Annotated in this window: 14 protein-coding genes and 2 tRNA genes; 6 read left to right on the forward strand and 10 right to left on the reverse strand. The window is 72.3% G+C overall.

Annotated features, from left to right (window positions below):
* Nucleotides 1-10: 10 nt before the first annotated feature.
* Nucleotides 11-541 carry a peptidylprolyl isomerase gene (locus tag AB0L21_RS08555; RefSeq protein WP_365700116.1) on the reverse strand — a complete coding sequence of 177 codons (531 nt, stop codon included), beginning with the start codon at nt 539-541 and terminating at the stop codon, nt 11-13.
* Between the two features lie 275 nt (nt 542-816).
* On the opposite strand from AB0L21_RS08555, the gene AB0L21_RS08560 reads away from it, so the two are divergent.
* A complete protein-coding gene (locus AB0L21_RS08560; protein WP_365782935.1) occupies nt 817-1,518 on the forward strand; it encodes a DUF5324 family protein in 702 nt (233 codons plus the stop codon).
* Between the two features lie 130 nt (nt 1,519-1,648).
* Here the strand turns inward: AB0L21_RS08560 and AB0L21_RS08565 are convergent.
* A tRNA-Ala gene (locus tag AB0L21_RS08565) sits at nt 1,649-1,721 on the reverse strand.
* 182 nt (nt 1,722-1,903) lie between these two features.
* Between AB0L21_RS08565 and AB0L21_RS08570 the strand changes: the two genes are divergently transcribed.
* Both AB0L21_RS08570 and AB0L21_RS08575 read left to right on the forward strand, forming a co-directional pair.
* Complete coding sequence (locus AB0L21_RS08570) at nt 1,904-2,452, forward strand: DNA-binding protein (protein WP_365700120.1); 549 nt, start codon at nt 1,904-1,906, stop codon at nt 2,450-2,452.
* 109 nt (nt 2,453-2,561) lie between these two features.
* The gene (locus AB0L21_RS08575) at nt 2,562-3,914 is read left to right on the forward strand and encodes a serine/threonine-protein kinase (protein WP_365782937.1); all 1,353 of its coding nucleotides are present in this window, start codon (nt 2,562-2,564) and stop codon (nt 3,912-3,914) included.
* On the opposite strand, the gene AB0L21_RS08580 is transcribed toward AB0L21_RS08575, so the two are convergent.
* The gene (locus tag AB0L21_RS08580) at nt 3,878-5,218 is read right to left on the reverse strand and encodes a hypothetical protein (RefSeq protein WP_365782939.1); all 1,341 of its coding nucleotides are present in this window, start codon (nt 5,216-5,218) and stop codon (nt 3,878-3,880) included. The two genes, AB0L21_RS08575 and AB0L21_RS08580, sit on opposite strands and share 37 nt — an antisense overlap.
* 337 nt (nt 5,219-5,555) lie before the next feature.
* Entirely contained in the window at nt 5,556-5,684 is a 129-nt protein-coding gene (locus AB0L21_RS08585) for a DLW-39 family protein (protein ID WP_003999697.1), read from the reverse strand.
* Nucleotides 5,685-5,939: 255 nt separating this feature from the next.
* Here AB0L21_RS08585 and AB0L21_RS08590 point away from each other — a divergent pair, with 255 nt between their 5' ends.
* A complete protein-coding gene (locus AB0L21_RS08590; RefSeq protein WP_365700126.1) occupies nt 5,940-6,323 on the forward strand; it encodes a DUF6344 domain-containing protein in 384 nt (127 codons plus the stop codon).
* A gap of 161 nt (nt 6,324-6,484) precedes the next feature.
* The gene (locus AB0L21_RS08595; protein WP_365782941.1) at nt 6,485-7,267 is read left to right on the forward strand and encodes a glycosyltransferase; all 783 of its coding nucleotides are present in this window, start codon (nt 6,485-6,487) and stop codon (nt 7,265-7,267) included.
* 56 nt (nt 7,268-7,323) lie between these two features.
* Here the strand turns inward: AB0L21_RS08595 and AB0L21_RS08600 are convergent, their stop codons facing one another.
* Together AB0L21_RS08600 and AB0L21_RS08605 are read right to left on the reverse strand one after the other, a co-directional pair.
* Nucleotides 7,324-7,524, reverse strand: coding sequence for a ferredoxin (locus AB0L21_RS08600; RefSeq protein WP_365782943.1), 201 nt, complete (start codon nt 7,522-7,524; stop codon nt 7,324-7,326).
* 97 nt (nt 7,525-7,621) lie between these two features.
* Nucleotides 7,622-8,038 (reverse strand): hypothetical protein, encoded by a 417-nt coding sequence (locus tag AB0L21_RS08605; RefSeq protein WP_365782945.1) that lies wholly within the window; start codon nt 8,036-8,038, stop codon nt 7,622-7,624.
* A 552-nt stretch (nt 8,039-8,590) separates the two neighbouring features.
* Between AB0L21_RS08605 and AB0L21_RS08610 the strand changes: the two genes are divergently transcribed.
* Complete coding sequence (locus tag AB0L21_RS08610) at nt 8,591-12,961, forward strand: WD40 repeat domain-containing protein (RefSeq protein WP_365782947.1); 4,371 nt, start codon at nt 8,591-8,593, stop codon at nt 12,959-12,961.
* A 188-nt stretch (nt 12,962-13,149) separates the two neighbouring features.
* Here AB0L21_RS08610 and AB0L21_RS08615 read toward each other — a convergent pair.
* The 4 genes from AB0L21_RS08615 to gyrB form a co-directional block, all read right to left on the reverse strand.
* Nucleotides 13,150-13,226 (reverse strand) — tRNA-Ile (locus AB0L21_RS08615).
* 111 nt (nt 13,227-13,337) lie between these two features.
* Nucleotides 13,338-14,087, reverse strand: coding sequence for a DUF3566 domain-containing protein (locus tag AB0L21_RS08620; RefSeq protein WP_365782949.1), 750 nt, complete (start codon nt 14,085-14,087; stop codon nt 13,338-13,340).
* An 18-nt stretch (nt 14,088-14,105) separates the two neighbouring features.
* Nucleotides 14,106-16,700 carry a DNA gyrase subunit A gene (gyrA, locus tag AB0L21_RS08625; RefSeq protein WP_365700162.1) on the reverse strand — a complete coding sequence of 865 codons (2,595 nt, stop codon included), beginning with the start codon at nt 16,698-16,700 and terminating at the stop codon, nt 14,106-14,108.
* Nucleotides 16,701-16,742: 42 nt separating this feature from the next.
* Nucleotides 16,743-18,824, reverse strand: coding sequence for a DNA topoisomerase (ATP-hydrolyzing) subunit B (gyrB, locus tag AB0L21_RS08630; protein WP_365700164.1), 2,082 nt, complete (start codon nt 18,822-18,824; stop codon nt 16,743-16,745).
* Nucleotides 18,825-18,911 lie beyond the last annotated feature (87 nt).

Consider the following 18,911-nt stretch of genomic DNA (forward strand, 5'->3'; position numbering starts at 1 on the left):
TTGGTTCCCCTCAGTCCTCGCGCGTCTCCACCACCACCGTCTCGATGACGACATCGGCCAGCGGACGGTCGTTGCGACCGGTCGGCACGTTCGCGATGGCGTCGACCACCTTCCGGGAGGCCGGGTCGGTGACCTCGCCGAAGATGGTGCGCTTGCCGTTCAGCCAGGTGCTCGGGGTGACGGTGATGAAGAACTGCGAGCCGTTGGTGTCCGGGCCGGCATTGGCCATGGCCATCAGATACGGGGTGTCGAAGGCCAGGTCCGGATGGCACTCGTCCTCGAAGCCGTACCCGGGCCCGCCGAGGCCGTTGCCCAGGGGATCACCGCCCTGGATCATGAAACCGCTGATGACGGAGTGGAAGACCGTGCCGTCGTAGAGCGGGTTCCTGCTCTTCTCGCCGGTGCCCGGGTGGGTCCATTCGCGTGCGCCGCGGGCGAGCTCGACGAAGTTTCTGACCGTGACGGGGGCGTGGAGGGGGAAGAGCCGCACCTCGATGTCGCCGAGGGTGGTCTTCAAGGTGGCATACAGCTGCTCGGCCACGATCTGCCTTCCGTCGTCGTCCGCCGCGACACCTTCGATCCTTCCACGGTCCCGTCCGCGCGTCGCCGGGCGGCCGTGACTTCCGCCGGGTGGGCGGCGCGCGCCGGAGATTCGTGGCAGTGTCGACCGCAAGCCCCTGCTTGCCCTGGAACAGGCCGGAGGGGGCGATGGGCACCCATATGCCCGCCCGCGCATGCCGCACCGGCCGCGGACAGGCATGATCCGTAAAAGGGTGGAAAGTCGAAATACCGTACGCCACCGAGGAGGAGGAACCCGTGACCCGCATCGACAGCGTGCGCGCCGCGACCGGCTCGGCGAAGGACAGCGTGCTGCACGCCGCGGAAGTGGTGGCGCCCTACGCCGACACGGCCAAGGAGCGTGCCGCGTACTACGCGCAAGAGGCACGCGTACGGCTGGCGCCCGTGGTGTCGCAGGCCGCCGAACAGGCCCGCGTGCAGTACGACGCCCGGCTCGCCCCGCGCCTGGAGCAGGCCCGCACGCATGTACCGCCGAAGGTGGACCTGGCCGCACAGGAAGCCGCCGTCCGCACCCGCAAGGCGGCCCGGCAGGCCGCAGCCTACTCACGTCCGAAACTCGAACACGCCGTGGCCGCGACCGCTCCGGTCCGCGACGAGGCCGCCGCGCGCGGCGCCGCCGCGCTGGCCGCGCTGCGCGGCCAGGTCTCGGCCCAGGACATCCAGAAACTGGCCCGGCGCAACGCCCGGCGGTCCCGGACCGGCCGCGCCCTGAAGGTGGTGGCGGTGCTGACCGCCGTGGCGGGCGGCGCCTTCGCGGCCTGGAAGTGGTGGGACAAGCAGGCCAACCCCGACTGGCTGGTCGAACCGCCCGCGGCGACGGAGGTCCCCGACGAGGGCCGCATCACCTCCGTGGACGGCAGCGACGCCCAGAGCCTGGACCCCGAGGTCCAGGCGAAACAGGCGGAGGGCGACGCCGCGGACCGCGACGACGAGGTCTGAGCGCCAGGCATACATCGGGCAGACACCAGGAGACCCTCCGGCCGTGATCGATCGGGCCGGAGGGTCCTTCATGCGCGCAAAAAAGCCCCCTGAGACCGCGTTTCCGCAGATCAGGGGGCATTTCTCGGGGTGGAGCCTAGGGGAGTCGAACCCCTGACATCCGCCATGCAAAGACGGCGCTCTACCAACTGAGCTAAGGCCCCGGGAAGGAGCGACCGGCCGGAGGGATCACGTTCCGGCGGGCGCCGCAGACCAGAGTACCGGGTCACCCCCCGTATCCCGCAAAAAGATTGGGGGTCCCCGCGGATGACCACTCTCCGTAAGATGCTCGGCGTGGTTCGCTACAGCGAACCGCGGTTTTCAGGGGAAGCGATGGGGAGACGCAATGGACGCCGCACAGCAGGAAGCCACCGCCAGAGCGCGGGAGCTGCAGCGGAACTGGTACGGGGAGCCGTTGGGGGCGCTCTTCCGCAAGCTCATCGACGATCTCGGGCTGAACCAGGCCCGGCTCGCGGCGGTCCTGGGCCTGTCCGCGCCGATGCTCTCGCAGCTGATGAGCGGCCAGCGCGCGAAGATCGGCAATCCGGCGGTGGTCCAGCGGGTGCAGCTGCTGCAGGAACTGGCGTCCCAGGTCGCGGACGGCAGCGTCAGCGCCGCCGAGGCGACCGAGCGGATGGACGAGATCAAGAAGTCGCAGGGGGGCTCCGTGCTCAACAACACCACCCATACCACGAACAGTTCGGGTGCGCCCACGGTCAAGCGGGTGGTGCGCGAGATCCAGTCGCTGCTCCGCTCGGTGGCCGCCGCGGGTGACATCATCGACGCCGCGGACACCCTCGCCCCGAGCCACCCCGAACTCGCCGAGTTCCTCCGCGTCTACGGCGCCGGCCGCACCTCCGACGCCGTCGCGCACTACCAGTCCCACCAGAACTGACCGGCGGCCGGTTCGGGCAGGGGTCCGGGCCGGCCGGACGCGGGTACGTGGGGCAGGGGCGCGGGGGCGTGGGGGGCTTCGTCGGACCAGGGGAGGAGCGGCGGCTGCCATGGGTGAGGTCTTCGCCGGCCGGTACGAGCTGGCCGACCCGATCGGACGCGGTGGCGTGGGCGCCGTATGGCGTGCCTGGGACCATCGCCGCCGGCGGTATGTGGCCGCCAAGGTCCTCCAGCAGCGCGACGCCCACTCCCTGCTCCGCTTCGTCCGTGAGCAGGCGCTGCGCATCGACCACCCGCACGTCCTCGCCCCGGCCAGCTGGGCCGCCGACGACGACAAGGTGCTGTTCACCATGGACCTGGTCGCCGGCGGCTCCCTGGTGCACCTGGTCGGCGACTACGGCCCCCTCCCGCCGGCGTTCGTGTGCACGCTGCTGGACCAGCTGCTGTCCGGGCTCGCCGCCGTCCACGCCGAGGGCGTCGTCCACCGGGACATCAAGCCCGCCAACGTGCTCCTCGAAGCCACCGGCACCGGCCGGCCCCGGCTGCGGCTGTCCGACTTCGGCATCGCCATGCGGCTCGGCGAACCCCGGCTGACGGAGACCAACCTCGTGGTGGGGACGCCCGGTTACCTCGCCCCGGAGCAGATGCTGGGCGCCGAACCCGACTTCCCCGCCGACCTGTTCGCCGTCGGCCTGGTCGCCCTGTACCTCCTCGAAGGCGCCAAGCCCGACGCCAAGGCGCTGGTGCAGTACTTCCTGGAGCACGGAACGCCCGGCCCGCCCCAGGGCATTCCGGAACCGCTCTGGCAGGTCGTCGCCTCACTGCTCCAGCCCGATCCCGTGGACCGGTTCCGCACGGCCACGGGCGCGCGCAAGGCGCTCGCCGCCGCCGCGGAACTCCTGCCTGAGCCGGGTCCCGACGACGAACTCATCGAGATCTTCGACCAACTCGGCCCGCTTCCGCCGGGGTTCGGTCCCGGCGGTCCCCTCCAGCAGGCATCCGGCGTGGCGTCGGAACTGGTTCCGGGCGGGGTGGACGACTCGGGCGCGGCGGCTGATCCGGTTCAGGGCAGGGCGGTTGAGCGTGTCGACGGCAGGACGGCCGACCCCGTTCCGAGTTCCGCGGTGGAGACGGGTACGACGTCCCCCTACACCGGCTCCCTCTCGGACACGGGAAGCTTCCGCCTGCCGCAGCCCCAGCAGGTACCGGTCCACCCGGCCACGCCCCCGGGCCTCCTGCCGGCCCCGGCGCCGGACCCCCGTGTCGACACCGCCACCGCCGCCTACACCACCCGCGACCCGCAGGCTCCACCGCCCCCATCGGCCCCCCGTACGACCACCCGCGGGCGTCGGGCGCGGCGCGCGGCCCGGCGGCCCGGTCCCCCGGCCAGGGCCGCGATCCCGATCCTGCTGCTGGCGCTCGCCTGCTACGCCGTGGGTTTCTGGGCGCTGACCCGGGTGTGAGCCCGCCGGGCCGCCACCGTCCACCCGCCCAGGACCAGCAGCAGCGCGGTGCCCGTGCCGATCCCGCCGACGGCGACCAGCCGCATCACCCGGTCGCCGGCCCCGCCCCCGGTGTTCCCGGTCAGCGCGGCCTCCCGGTCCTCGTCGGTGACCGTGAAGACGTCGTCCGGCACGGGCCGGCCGGCGTACGCGGGCCCCGCCTGCGCGTGTCCGCCCACCCGGACCCGCAGGGTCACCTCGAACGGCCCCTGCCCGAAGGTGCCGGCCAGCTGCGTGCTGAGGTGCAGGACCAGGTAGTACGCGCCGGCGAAACGGACGGAGGTCACCCCTGCCGGAACGGCGTACCGGTTGGTGTACTCCACCGGCGGGAGCGGTGCGAGGGTGGCGGACTTCGGGGCGCCGGTGTAGCCGAGGGAGGCGTCGTCGACGTAGCCGCGGACGGGGTTGTGGAGGGAGAGGTTCAGGGCGCCGCCGACGTAGCCGTGGCCCGGGGCTCCGCGCAGGTCGGCGGAGGCGTGCAGCTGCCGGCCCCAGTCCAGCGGCACCTTGTAGAACCGGGTCTCGCCGGGGGTGAGACGGGTGCGCCAGATCCCTTGGCCCACCGGGCGCGCCGTGGCGAAACCGGTGCCGCCGGAGCGGTCCCGGGGGGTGCCGGTGAGGGGTTCCGGGGTGGCGGAGTCCCAGGTCCGCGGCGCGGTGCTGGGCGCGGCCCGCGTGAGGCCGGGTTCCGTGGCGGGCGCGATCTCCAGGTCCCAGGGCTCGGCCGAGGCCGCCGCGCCGGAACCCTCGGCGTCGAGGCGTTCCACGAGCAGGTAGTACGTCCCCCCGCCCTGGCACAGCGCCTTGCCGGCCTCGCGCTGGGCCAGGGCCGTGACCGGGCGGGGGCTGAGCCCGGCGCCGATGCGGGCGGAGGCGTAGAAGCAGGAGGCGCCGTTCGCGTCCCGGAGCGAGACGCGGATGCCGTCGGTGGCGGAGACGGTGGCGTCCGCCGGCGGTACGGCGGTGACGGGGACGTACGCCGTGTCCGTGGCGGTCAGGCGGAGGCGGTAGTACAGCCTGCCGTTGCGGGGCAGGGAGCTGCGGTAGGTGTGGCGGGGGTCGAGCAGGGCGGCGTCCGTGGTGCCCTTCGTGCCCGCGACGGTCAGGGCTCCGGGGGTGAAGGTGTACGGCTCCGGGCGCGCGTCGGCGGCGGCCGGAGGACCGGCCGGCAGGGCGAGGGCGGCGGTCGGCAGAGCGAAGACGGCGGAGACTCCCAGCAGCAGCACGATCACGGCACCCCGGGCGACGACGACCCGCCGCCGCACCCACGCCCCCGCCGGACACGCCGCCGGCCACCCGGCCGGCCCCGCCCCCGCCGCCGTACCGCCCCCTCGGCCCCGCACGCGCCACACCCCCAGTCGTCGGACGGCCGCACCGGACCGGCGACCGCAGGCCCATCCTGCCCCGGCCACCGCTGCGCCATCCGGGCAACGCGTACGCCCGTCCGAAACGCCCGGCACCGTCCGGCCCCGCCCGCCCCGCCCGTCTACCTCACCCGCCGGGACCCCGCAACACGCGGCAGGCGCCCGCGCGGCACGGCCGGGGAACGCGAAACCCCGACCGCGCAGGCGGCCGGGGTCGGTACAGATCGGGTATCGGGACTCACGAACCCGTGGGCACGGAGTCAGTCGCCTCCGTCCACAGATCCTGCTCGGCGCGATCCGCCTGGATCTGGCGGTACACGAGGAGCCCGCCGATGGCGGCCAGTGCGACCAGGAGCAGCTTCTTCACCGCGCGACCTCGTCTTTCCTTGACGTAGGGGACCTCTGGCGCCCGACTATACACACCGACCGATATCGATCGGTGACCTGCGTCGGGGCCCAACTCCCGCCCCGGGCAGCGGCCGAGGTTCCTCGCCCCCGTGCACCCGTCCGAGTGGTGTTGATCTGAACATCGACGCGCCACGGGCGTCGGTCCACCACTTCCCGGCCCACATACACATCATGAGGAAAGTACGCAAATCGCCCAACCCGAAAGTGAGGGGCCATGACCGCCCAGAACAAGGTCATGAAGCTGTGGACCGCCATCGTCACCGCCTTCCTCGCGCTGTGCACGGCGCTCGGACTCGTCTCCGCCACCACCACGACCGCCGCCGCGGCCGCACCCCAGACCGAGACCCCGAGCACCGGCACCGGCACCGCGCACCGCACCACCCCGACGATCCCGGCGATGCGCCACCGGGCCTGGTCACATGCCAGGGCCCTGCCCCCCACGATGAAGCAGCGGATCCGGGCCGAGGCCCACGGCAAGACGCCGAGCTGCCGCCACCGCCCCCTCGCCGAGACGCAGACGGAATCGCAGACGTGGGTACCGGAGCAGACGGGCACCAGGGCCCACGACCCCCACCTCTCGGACTCCCTCGACTGCTGATCCCTCCCCCACCGCAGTACCGCAACGTCTCGACCGCACGGCGACTTGCGTACGCACCAGTCGACACGGAACAGACCCCCGGCCGGGTTCGGCCGGGGGTCTCGCGCTTTTCCCGGTAGGTCATCCTCGTACGGCAACGACCCGCACCCCACGGAAAGGTGGTGAGCGCTGCCGTGAACCGGCGCGTCACCGTAGTCACCGCTGTCCACGGCCCGTCCGCCCGGTTCCTGCCGGACGCGTACACGTCCCTGTGCGCGCAGCGGCTGCCCTCCGGGTGGGAGTGGGAGTGGATCGTCCAGGAGGACGGCACGACGGACGCGGTCCGCCCGTACGTCCCCGACGACGCCCGCGTGAGCTTCCGCCAGGGCCGGCCGGGCGGACCCGGGGTCGCCCGGACGATCGCGCTGGCGCGCGCCGAGGGCGCGTACGTCAAGGTGCTGGACGCCGACGACCAGCTCACGCCGGGCGCGCTCGCCCGCGACCTGGCCGTACTGGAGGCGGACCGCACCGTCGGCTGGACGACGTGCCGCGTCCTCGACCTGCTGCCCGACGGTTCCACGGCCGCCTTCCCCAGTGATCCCGACGAGGGCCCGGTCGAGCGCGGTACCGTCCTCGACCACTGGAAGCGGAACGACTTCCTGGCCCCGGTCCACCCGGCGAGCCTGTGCGTGCGGCGGGAGCTGCTCACCGCGCTGGGCGGCTGGATGGCGCTGCCGGCCTCGGAGGACACCGGCCTGCTGCTGGCGCTGGACGCGGTGAGCCGCGGCTGGTTCTCGGCGGAGCCCGGTCTGCTGTACCGGAAGTGGGAGGGTCAGCTCACGGGGCGGGCGGCCCATGTCGACCCCGCCGAACGCGAGGCCCGCATGGCCGTCGCGGAGGCCCGGGCGCGCGCGCTCGCGGCCTTCGGCTGGACCTATCCACCGGCTCCTTCCGCTGCTCGGTGAACGACGGCCGTGCTACTCGGTCACGAAGGCCGTGCTGCTCGGTGACGACGGCCGTGCTACTCGGTGAGGACGATCGCCTGCGAGGGGCACTTCTCGGCGGCCTCCAGGATCGCCTCCCGGACCCGCGGGTCCCCGGCCGCGTCCGCTCCGCCGGACCGGACGACGCCGTACCCGTCCTCGAACGCGAACACGGCCGGCGCCCGGTGCGCGCACTCGGCGGAGCCGTAGCACAGGGAGCGGTCGACGGAGACCTTCATCTGTCCTCCAGTCGTCGGCGGTGGCCTTCAGATGGCCTTCAGGACGTCACTGCCCGGCCGCGCACCGCCTGAACCGGACCACCGGCTCGGCTCGTGACTACCGCTGCCCGCCCGCCGCCGCCAGCCAGTGGGCCACCCGGCGGACCGTCGGCTCGTCGAGCCGGTCGGCCAGGGTGCGGAGCGCCTCGCCGTCCTCGGGGCTCAGGTCGTACAGGCCCGCCTTGCTCAGCCCGGCCATGAGCACCTGGTGGCGGCGGTCCGTCATGCGTTCCGCGAGCCGGGCCGGTTCCGGGGAGCCGGGCGCGGGCCGCTCCGGTGCGGGGGCGGGGGCCTTGGCGGACGGGGTGCCGAAGAGCTGCCAGGCGCCGTCCTCGGGGCCCCACAGCGCGACCGTCACCTCGTCTCCGCGCGCCCGCGCGGTCCGGGTCATGTCGCCGACGGCGTACAGCACGGGAGCCCGGTACGGGGACTCCGCGCCCACCGTCCAGGAGTCCCGGGCGGGCTCGTGGAACATCGCCACCCAGCGTGGTTCGCCAGGCGGTCGCGGGCACCGGGGACGCTGCTTCTCCATGGCACTCACCCCTTCGGGAACGGCGGGCGAGCCGAACCGTAGCTGACACACCCTCAGATAGCCAGGTTCCCGCCCGCCCGGCACCGGTCCCTCCCCTCGTGGGGACCGGTGCCGAACGGTGCGGGGCTGTCGACCCGCGCCAAGTCGGCGGGGCGGCGCGGGTCGAAGAACGAGGACGGTTTCCGGGGTGCGCGCGGGTGGGCGCGGTCGCGGCGGGCGTACGTGGGTGTGCGTGAGGCTCACCCGCCGGGCGCGATGGGAGGTGGCCGACTTTGACCGAGAACGTTCGGTGCCATGGGCTGTCTCTCCGAGCGCTGAGCCGGTGGCCTGTCCGGACGGTACGTGACGGGTCCGCTACCGGGTTCGGATCCTGCCATCTGTCGCCGCCGCGGAGGAGGTTCCGGACTCCGGTCCAGCCCTTAACCGCAGGTCAGGCGTATAAGGTGAGTTTTCCGGTCCGGACGTCACACGCGGGGGAAAGTAAGGGGTGGGACCTTGAGTTCCGACTCAGGGGCACGCACAGCCTTCGCCGAGCGCCTCGCGCTGCTGTACAAGGAGGCCGGAAATCCTCCCCTCAAGAGCGTCGCCGAGGCGGTCGTACGGCTCCAGCGGGTCGATGAGCGCGGCCGGCCGGTCCGGGTGTCCGCGCAGCGGATCAGCGACTGGCGCCGGGCCAGGAACGTACCGGCCCAGTTCGCCGCACTCGCGGCGGTCCTGCAGATCCTGATCCCGGAAGCGCGCCGGCTGCGTCCCGCCCCGGTCTCCGCCGGCCTGTACGACCTCGCCCACTGGCAGCGGCTGTGGGAGCTGGCGCTGGCCGGACCGGCCGGTGACCGGCCCGTGCCGCCCTCGGAGGAGAACCGGCGGCCACCGGCCCAGGCCCCGCCCGTCGCCGGTGGGGTGTGTCCGTACCGGGGGCTGGCCCCGTACCGGCGGGAGGACGCCCGGTGGTTCTTCGGCCGGGAACGGAGCACGAAGGCCCTCGTCGCCCAGCTCCGCGGTGCCGAGCGGTCCGGTGGGCTGGTCATGCTGGTCGGCGCCTCCGGAGCCGGCAAGTCGTCCCTGCTGAACGCCGGCCTGGTCCCGGCGGTCCGGGGCGGGGCCCTGGGCGCGGGCGCTCATGGCGGGGCCGGGAACGCGGGCGCTCATGGCGCGGGCGCTCATGGCGGGGCCGGGAACGCGGGAGCTCATGGCGCGGGCGCTCACGGCGGAGCCGGGAACGCGGGCGCCCACGGCGGGGCCCTGGGCGCTGGTGGGGGCGCGGCCGGCAAGGGTGCGGCAGCCGACGGGACGGTCCCGTCCCGGCAGGAGCGGACACCCACCGGGGATCCCCCCGCCCAGGTCTCCTCGCCTCCGCCCCCGGTCGAGCGCTCCGACCACCCCGGCGACCGCTCCACCGACCAGCCCGGTGACCGCTCCACCGACCACCCCGGCGACGGTTCCTCCGGCCACCCCGCCGACCCGCCCGGCCCCGTCCTCCAGCTCGTCCCGGGTGCCGATCCGCTGGGCGAGCTGGTCCGCCGTATCCCCGATCTCGCCGCCGTCGCGGCCGACGCCCGCGCTGCCGAACGGGAGGCGGCGCAGAACCCGGCGCTGCCGGGCTGCGACGCCCCGCACATCGCCCGGGCCGTACGCGAGGCGGTCACGGCCTGGGCGGAGCGTGCGACGGGCCCCGGCGACCGGCCGGTCGTGATCGTGGACCAGTTCGAGGAGACGTTCACCCTCTGCGCGGACGAGGCGGACCGGCGCGTCTTCATCCACTTCCTGCACGCCGCCTGCACCCCGTCCGCCGGCGCCGCCGGACCCGCGCCCGTCCGGGTCGTCCTCGGCATCCGCGCCGACTTCTACGAGCAGTGCCTCGGCTACCCCGAACTGGCCGACGCGCTCCAGCACCGGCACATGGTGCTCGGCCCGCTGACCAGCACCGAACTGCGCGAGGCGGTGACCGGTCCGGCCAAGGCGGTGGGGCTGGAGCTGGAGCCGGGGCTCGCCGAGCTGATCGTGCGTGAGGTGAGCGCCGACGGACCGCGCGGCGCGCACGACGCGGGCGTGCTCCCGCTGCTCTCGCACGCCCTGCTGGCCACCTGGCAGCGCCGGAAGGCCGGCCGGCTGACGCTGGCCGGCTACCGCGCGGCCGGCGGCATCCAGGGCGCGGTCGCGGCGACCGCCGAGCGCGCCTGGTCCGGGCTGGACCCGGCGGCCCGTGCCGCCGCCCGGCTGCTCCTGCTGCGGCTGGTCCGGCTGGGCGAGGACACCCAGGCCACGCGCCGGCGCGGCACCCGGCGGCAGCTGGCGGAGGAGTCGTCGGACCCCGGCAAGACGGAGGAGTCGCTGGAGGCCCTGGTGCGGGCCCGGCTGGTGACGCTCGACGCGGGCACCGTGGAGATCACCCACGAGGCGCTGCTGCACGCCTGGCCCCGGCTGCGGCACTGGATCGACGAGGGCCGGGGCGACCATCTGCTGCGCCAGCGGCTGGAGGAGGACGGCCGGGCCTGGGAGGACTCGGGCCGGGACAGCTCCCTGCTGTACCGGGGGTCGCGGCTGGAGCAGGCCCGCAGCTGGGCCCGGTCGGCCGGCGACACGTATCTGACCCGGAGCGCGGTGGAGTTCCTGGCCGCCTCGGTGCGGCTGCGCAAGCGGTCGGTGTGGCTGAGCCGGGCCGCGGTCGCGGCGCTGGTGGCGCTGGCCGTGCTCGCGGCCGGTACGGCGGTGATCGCCTGGAAGCAGCGGGACGACGCCGTGTTCGAACAGGTGCTCGCCGAGGCCGACCGGGTCCAGCACACCGATCCGTCGCTGGCCGCCCAGCTCGACCTGGTCGCGCACCAGCTGCGCCCCGGCGACGAGAGCACGTACAGCCGCCTGATCTCGATCGTGAACGCACCGCTGGCCACCCCGCTGTCCGGCCACACCGGCGCCGTCTACCTCACCTCCTTCAGCCCCGACGGCAACACACTGGCCACGGCCAGCTACGACCGCACGGTCCGGCTGTGGAACGTGACCGACCCGCACCGCCCGGCCCCGCTGGGCACACCCCTGACCGGCCACACCAGCTGGGTGAGCAGTGCCGTCTTCAGCCCGGACGGCCGCACCCTGGCCAGCGCCGGCGACGACGGCACCGTCCGGCTGTGGGACGTCACCGACCCGGCGCACGCCCGCCCGCTGGGCAAGCCGCTCACCGGCCACCGGGGCACGATCTACCTGGTCGCCTTCAGCCCCGACGGACGCACGCTGGCCACGGCCGGCGAGGACCGGACCGTGCGGCTGTGGGACGTCACCGACCCGCGCCGGCCCGGCACCCTCGCCACGCTGCGCGGGCACAGCGCCGCCGTGCGCTGTGTGGCGTTCGGCCCGGACGGGCGGACGCTCGCGACGGGCGGCGACGACGACACGATCCGGCTGTGGGACGTGTCCGCGCCGCGCCGGCCGGAGCCGGTCAGGACCCTGCGGGGGCACACGGGCCTCGTGCACTCGGTGGCCTTCGGCCCCGACGGGCGCACCCTGGCCAGCGGCAGCGCGGACGACACCGTCCGGCTGTGGAACGTGACCGACCCCGCCCGCGCCGCGGCGGTCGGCTCGCCGCTGACCGGCCACACCGGCCCGGTCTGGTCGGTGGCGTTCAGCCCGGACGGCGGCCGGCTCGCCGCCGCGAGCGCGGACAGCACGGCGAGCCTGTGGAACGTCAGCGACCCGGCGTCCCCGTCCCAGGTCGGCGAGCCGCTCGCGGGCAGCAGCGGTGAGATGTACGCCCTGGGGTTCCGCCCGGACGGCCGTACCCTCGCCACCGGCAGCGGGGACGGCAAGGTGCGCCTGTGGTCGGTCCCGACCTCGGACATGATCGGCCGGAGCGGGGCGTTCCGACCGGACGGCCGGGTGCTGGTCACGGCCGCCCGGGACGGCAGGCTGCGGCTGTGGAACGTGACGCGGCCCGGCCGGCCCGTCCTGCTCGGCAAGCCGTTCATGCGGGCCGACGGCGACCAGCGCTCCCTCGTGTTCTCCCCCGACGGCCGCACGCTCGCCGTCCTCACCGGCGTGCGGACGGTGCACCTGTGGAACGTCACCGACCCCGCCCGCCCGGTCGCCGCCGGCCCGCCGCTGCGCCTGCGCACCCGCTTCATGGGCCCCGACGCGCTGGCCTACAGCCCGGACGGCCACACCCTGGCCACCGCCTACGACGACCGCACCGTCCAGCTGTGGGACGTACGCGACCCGGACCGCCCGGCCCCGCTCGGCAGGCCTCTCACCGGCCACCGGGGCTACATCAACAGCCTCGCCTTCAGCCCGGACGGCCACACCCTGGCCAGCGGCAGCGCGGACAGCACCATCCGGCTGTGGAACGTGACCGGCCCCGCGCACGCCCGCCCGCTGGGCAGGCCCCTCACCGAGCACTCCGGCCCGGTCAACGCGCTCGCCTTCGGCCCCGACGGCCACACCCTGGCCAGCGGCAGCGACGACGACACGGTCCGCCTGTGGAACACCACCGACCCCGCGCACACCGAACCCCTGGGCAAGCCGCTCACCGGCCACACCGAGGCGGTCACGTCCCTGACGTTCGGCGCCGGCGGCCACACCCTGGCCAGCGGCGGCAACGACAACACGGTCCGCCTGTGGAACGTCTCCGACCCCGCCTCGGCGTCTCCCATCGGCCAGTCGATGAGCCCCAACGCCAAGACGGGCAACTTCCTCGCCTTCAGCCCTGAGAGCCACGTCCTCGGCGTCTCCAGCGGCACCGACACGGTCCGCCTGTGGAGCCTGGACGCCGGCACGGCGATCCGGCACATCTGCTCGGTCACCCGCGGCGTCCTGACCCCGGGGCGCTGGCACGAGTACCTGCCGCGCCTCGGCTACGACCCCCCGTGCGGTCGATGATCGGCCAACCTGCCCGATTCCCCCCGGACTTGGCCCCACACAACCGACAACCTTGTTACCCTTGGCCATAGCCCGATCGCTGGTGCATCCCCCGTCGCCAGCGGTCGGGCCTTTTTCGTCCCCGGAACACCCCACCGCCCCAAAAAAGCAGAAGATCCCCGGCCCTGCTGGACCGGGGATCTTCGTGCTGGTGGGGCTAACAGGATTTGAACCTGTGGCCTCATCCTTATCAGGGATGCGCTCTAACCAACTGAGCTATAGCCCCGCCGCGCTCTGCGGTGTGTGTCCCGCGCGCTGACTCCTGAAGATTAGCGCACGACCGCGTCAGTCCCAAAATCGGTTGTCGGGGACCGTCAGAACGCCGCTGGTCCGGAGGTCACTCGTCCTCCGCCAGCGTCAGCTCGATGCCGCCCACGAAGCCCGCGGAGAGGTTGTAGATGAACGCGCCGAGCGTCGCGAGCGCCGTGGCCAGGACCACGTCGATGACCGCGATGATCGCCGCGAACGTCAGGACGTGGGGGAGCGACAGGAACGCCTGGAGGTCGAAACCGTTCGCCTCGTTCGAGCCGGTCGCCTCCGAGATCGTGCCGCCGACCGTCGAGAACACGCCCATCGCGTCCATGACCATCCACAGCACCGCCGAGGCGACGATCGTGCAGATGCCGAGCGCGATGGAGAGCAGGAAGCTGACCTTCATCACCGACCACGGGTCGGCCTTGGCCACCCGCAGCCGCGCCTTGCGGGTCCGCGGCGCCGTCCGCACGCCCGTACGCGGCTTGCGCATCGCACCGGTGGGCGCCTGCGCCGGGTAGGCCTGCGGCGGGTGGTAGGGCCCGTCGGGCTGCTCCGGTCGCCGCTCCCCGGGAAGCGGCGACGCCGGCCGCGCCTCACCGGACGCGGCCGGGCCTCGGGTGTCCGTCACAGTTCCCCCCTGGGATCCAGACGTACGGGAAGAGTCCGTCTCGGACACCTTCACCGGCTTCAGGTTCGTCGTCTGCGGGTCGTGCGCACCGCCGGCGGGCGCACTCCCCGCGGGCAGTCCGTTCGCGGCGGAGCCACGGCCGCCGCCGTCCGTTTCCGTACCCGTGGAGGTACCGGCCGATCCGGCGCCCGTGGCTCCGCTCACGCTGACTCACTCCTCGTGCTACTCGGCCGAGGGTGCCTCACCCTCGTCCGTGCCGGTGGTCGCGGCACCCTCGGCGGTCTCGTCCACGGCCACGTCGCCGTCGACTTCCTCCGCCTCGCGCCCCGCTTCGGCGTTACGTGCGATACCGACCACGGCATCGCGCTTGCCCAGATTGATCAGTTGGACGCCCATGGTGTCACGGCCCGTCTCCCTGACCTCGCTGACTCGCGTGCGAATCACACCGCCGGAGAGGGTGATCGCGAGGATTTCGTCGTTCTCCTCGACGATCAGCGCGCCGACGAGCGAACCACGGTCCTCCACGATCTTGGCGGCCTTGATGCCGAGGCCGCCGCGGCCCTGGACGCGGTACTCGTCGACGGCGGTCCGCTTCGCGTACCCACCGTCGGTGGCAGTGAACACGAACGTACCTGGTCGCACCACATTCATCGAGAGAAGCTCGTCGCCCTCCCGGAAACTCATCCCCTTGACGCCGGAGGTGGCGCGGCCCATCGGGCGCAGGGACTCGTCCGAGGCGGTGAACCGGATCGACTGCGCCTTCTTGCTGATCAGCAGCAGGTCGTCGTCCGCCGAGACCAGCTCGGCGCCGATCAGCTCGTCGTCCGAACCGTCCTCGCGCTCGCGCAGGTTGATGGCGATGACACCGCCGGAGCGGGGCGAATCGTAATCCTTCAGTGGCGTCTTCTTGACCAAGCCCGACTTGGTGGCCAGCACCAGGTAGGGCGCCGCCTCGTAGTCACGGATCGCCAGGATCTCGGCGATCGCCTCGTCCGGCTGGAAGGCGAGCAGGTTCGCCACGTGCTGGCCGCGCGCGTCCCGGCCGGCCTCGGGCAGCTCGTACGCCTTCGCCCGGTACACCCGGCCCTTGTTGGTGAAGAACAGCAGCCAGTGGTGCGTGGTGGAGACGAAGAAGTGGTCGACGATGTCGTCTTCCTTCAGCTTCGCGCCGCGCACGCCCTTTCCGCCGCGCTTCTGCGCCCGGTAGTCGTCCGTCTTCGTCCGCTTGACGTAACCGCCGCGCGTGACGGTGACGACGATGTCCTCCTCGGCGATCAGGTCCTCGATGGACATGTCGCCCTCGTACGGGATCAGCTTGGTCTGCCGGTCGTCGCCGTACTTCTCGACGATCGCGGCCAGCTCCTCGCTGACGATCCCGCGCTGGCGCACCGGCGAGGCGAGGATCTGGTTGTACTCGTTGATCTTCGCCTGGAGTTCGTCGTGCTCCTGGACGATCTTCTGCCGCTCCAGGGCCGCGAGGCGCCGCAGCTGCATCTCGAGGATGGCGTTGGCCTGGATCTCGTCGATCTCCAGCAGGTCCATCAGGCCCGTGCGCGCGACGTCGACGGTCTCGCTTCGCCGGATCAGCGCGATGACCTCGTCGATGGCGTCCAGGGCCTTCAGCAGACCGCGCAGGATGTGGGCGCGCTCCTCGGCCTTGCGCAGCCGGAACTTCGTCCGGCGGACGATGACCTCGATCTGGTGCGTCACCCAGTGGCGGATGAACGCGTCCAGGGACAGCGTGCGCGGCACGCCGTCGACCAGCGCGAGCATGTTCGCGCCGAAGTTCGTCTGCAGGTCCGTGTGCTTGTACAGGTTGTTCAGCACGACCTTGGCGACCGCGTCCCGCTTCAGGACGATCACCAGGCGCTGGCCGGTACGAGAGCTGGTCTCGTCGCGGACGTCCGCGATGCCGCCGATCTTGCCGTCCTTCACCAGGTCGGCGATCTTCTGCGCCAGGTTGTCCGGGTTCACCTGGTACGGCAGCTCGGTCACCACCAGGCACTGGCGGCCCTGGATCTCCTCGACCTCGACGACCGCGCGCATCGTGATGGAGCCGCGGCCGGTCCGGTACGCCTCCTCGATGCCCTTGCGGCCCACCACCAGGGCGCCGGTCGGGAAGTCGGGGCCCTTGATGCGCTCCATGAGCGCGTCCAGCAGCTCCTCGTGCGAGACCTCGGGGTTCTCCAGGTACCACTGGGCGCCGGCCGCGACCTCGCGCAGGTTGTGCGGCGGGATGTTGGTGGCCATGCCGACCGCGATCCCGGCCGAGCCGTTGATCAGCAGGTTCGGGAAGCGGGCCGGCAGGACGGTCGGCTCCTGGGAGCGGCCGTCGTAGTTGTCCGTGAAGTCGACGGTCTCCTCGTCGATGTCCCGGACCATCTCCATCGACAGCGGCGCCATCTTGCACTCGGTGTAGCGCATGGCCGCCGCCGGGTCGTTGCCCGGGGAGCCGAAGTTGCCGTTGGAGTCCACCAGCGGCATCCGCATCGACCACGGCTGGGCGAGGCGCACCAGGGCGTCGTAGATGGAGGAGTCGCCGTGCGGGTGGTAGTTGCCCATGACGTCGCCGACGACACGGGCGCACTTGTAGAAGCCGCGCTCGGGGCGGTAGCCGCCGTCGTACATCGCGTACAGCACACGGCGGTGGACGGGCTTGAGACCGTCCCGGACGTCGGGCAGCGCGCGGGACACGATGACGGACATCGCGTAGTCGAGGTACGAGCGCTGCATCTCCGTCTCGAGCCCGACGGGCTCGACACGCATCGCGAGTTCGCCGCCCTCTTCCGGGGTGACGGGAGTGTTCTCGTCGGCCATTGCTGGTGAAGATCCTTCCTGGTGCGGTCAGCTGAGACCGACTCAGATGTCGAGGAAGCGGACGTCCTTGGCGTTGCGCTGGATGAACTGGCGACGGGCCTCGACGTCCTCGCCCATGAGGACCGAGAACAGGTCGTCGGCCTGGGCGGCGTCGTCGAGGGTGACCTGGCCGAGGACCCGGTGCTCCTGGTCCATGGTGGTCACGCGCAGCTCCTCGGCGTTCATCTCGCCGAGACCCTTGAAGCGCTGGATCGAGTCCTCGCGGACGCGCTTGCCACGCTGGCGGCCCATCTCGATCAGCGCGTCGCGCTCACGGTCCGAGTAGGCGTACTCCACGTCGTCGCGGCCCCACTTGATCTTGTACAGCGGGGGGCGGGACAGGTACACGTGCCCGGCCTCGACCAGCGGCCGCATGAAGCGGAACAGGAAGGTCAGCAGCAGGGTGCTGATGTGCTGGCCGTCGACGTCGGCGTCCGCCATCAGGATGATCTTGTGATAGCGGAGCTTCTCGATGTCGAAGTCCTCGTGCACACCGGTGCCGAAGGCCGAGATCAGCGCCTGGATCTCCTGGTTCTGCAGGATCTTGTCGATCCGGGCCTTCTCCACGTTCAGGATCTTGCCGCGGATCGGGAGGATCGCCTGGTACTGCGGGTTCCGGCCGGACTTGGCCGAGCCGCCGGCGGAGTCACCCTCGACGATGAAGATCTCGCACTTGGCCGGGTCGTTGGACTGGCAGTCGGCCAGCTTGCCCGGCAGCGACGCCGACTCCAGCAACCCCTTGCGGCGGGTCAGGTCACGGGCCTTGCGGGCCGCCACACGCGCGGTGGCCGCCTGGATGCCCTTGCGGATGATGTCCGCGGCCTCGACCGGGTTGCGGTCCAGCCAGTCGTTGAGGTGCTCGTAGACCGCCTTCTGCACGAAGGTCTTCGCCTCCGTGTTGCCCAGCTTGGTCTTCGTCTGGCCCTCGAACTGCGGCTCGCTCAGCTTGACCGAGATGATCGCGGTCAGACCCTCGCGGATGTCGTCACCGGTGAGGTTGTCGTCCTTCTCGCGGAGCAGCTTCTTGTCGCGCGCGTACTTGTTGATGAGCGACGTCAGCGCGGCCCGGAAGCCCTCCTCGTGGGTACCGCCCTCGTGGGTGTGGATGATGTTCGCGAAGGAGTACACGCCCTCGGTGTAGCCGCTGTTCCACTGCATGGCGACCTCGAGGGACAGGCTCTTGTCCTTGTCCTCGGCCTCCAGCGAGACGACCGTCGGGTGCACCGCGTCTCCCTTGCGGGAGTTGAGGTACTTCACGAAGTCGACGATGCCGCCCTCGTAGTGGTACGTGACGGTCTTGACCTCGGCCTTCTCGTCCGCACCCGCCTCGTCCGCGCCGCTCGTGGCCTTCGCCGACTCGCGCTCGTCGGTGAGCCGGATCGTCAGGCCCTTGTTGAGGAACGCCATCTCCTGGAAACGCCGGGACAGCGTCTCGAAGGAGTACTCGGTGGTCTCGAAGATCTCCGGGTCGGCCCAGAAGGTGACCGACGTACCGGTCTCCTCCGTCGCCTCGTGCTTGGCCAGCGGCGCCGTCGGGACGCCCATCTTGTAGTCCTGCGTCCAGCGGTGGCCGTCGGTCCTCACCTCGACGGCGACCTTGGTGGACAGCGCGTTCACGACGGACACACCGACACCGTGCAGACCGCCGGAGACGGCGTACCCACCGCCGCCGAACTTGCCGCCCGCGTGCAGCACGGTCAGCACGACCTCGACGGCCGGCTTGCCCTCGGAGGGCACGATGCCCACCGGGATGCCACGGCCGTTGTCGACGACGCGCACGCCTCCGTCGGCGAGGATCGTCACGTCGATGGTGTCCGCGTAGCCGGCCAGTGCCTCGTCGACCGAGTTGTCGACGACCTCGTACACCAGGTGGTGCAGACCGCGCTCGCCCGTGGAGCCGATGTACATGCCGGGCCGCTTGCGGACCGCGTCCAGCCCTTCGAGCACGGTGATGGCGCTGGCGTCGTAGGACGCGGAGGCCGCGGCAGACTCCGTGGCCTCGGCGTTCACGCCGGCGTCGATGGACGGGATGTTCTCGTTGGGGTTGCCGGAATCGGCCACGAAGCGCCCTTTCTGGCACAGCACGAGCCGGGCTCGTCGGCAGGTTGCCGGAGCGGCTGCGGCATGTTGCGTTGGTAAGCCTTGATCAGCGTTGCTCAGCTTTTCCCGGGC

It is taken from the genome of Streptomyces sp. NPDC052721 (assembly GCF_040678315.1).
In the GTDB taxonomy this organism is placed as follows: Bacteria; Actinomycetota; Actinomycetes; order Streptomycetales; family Streptomycetaceae; genus Streptomyces.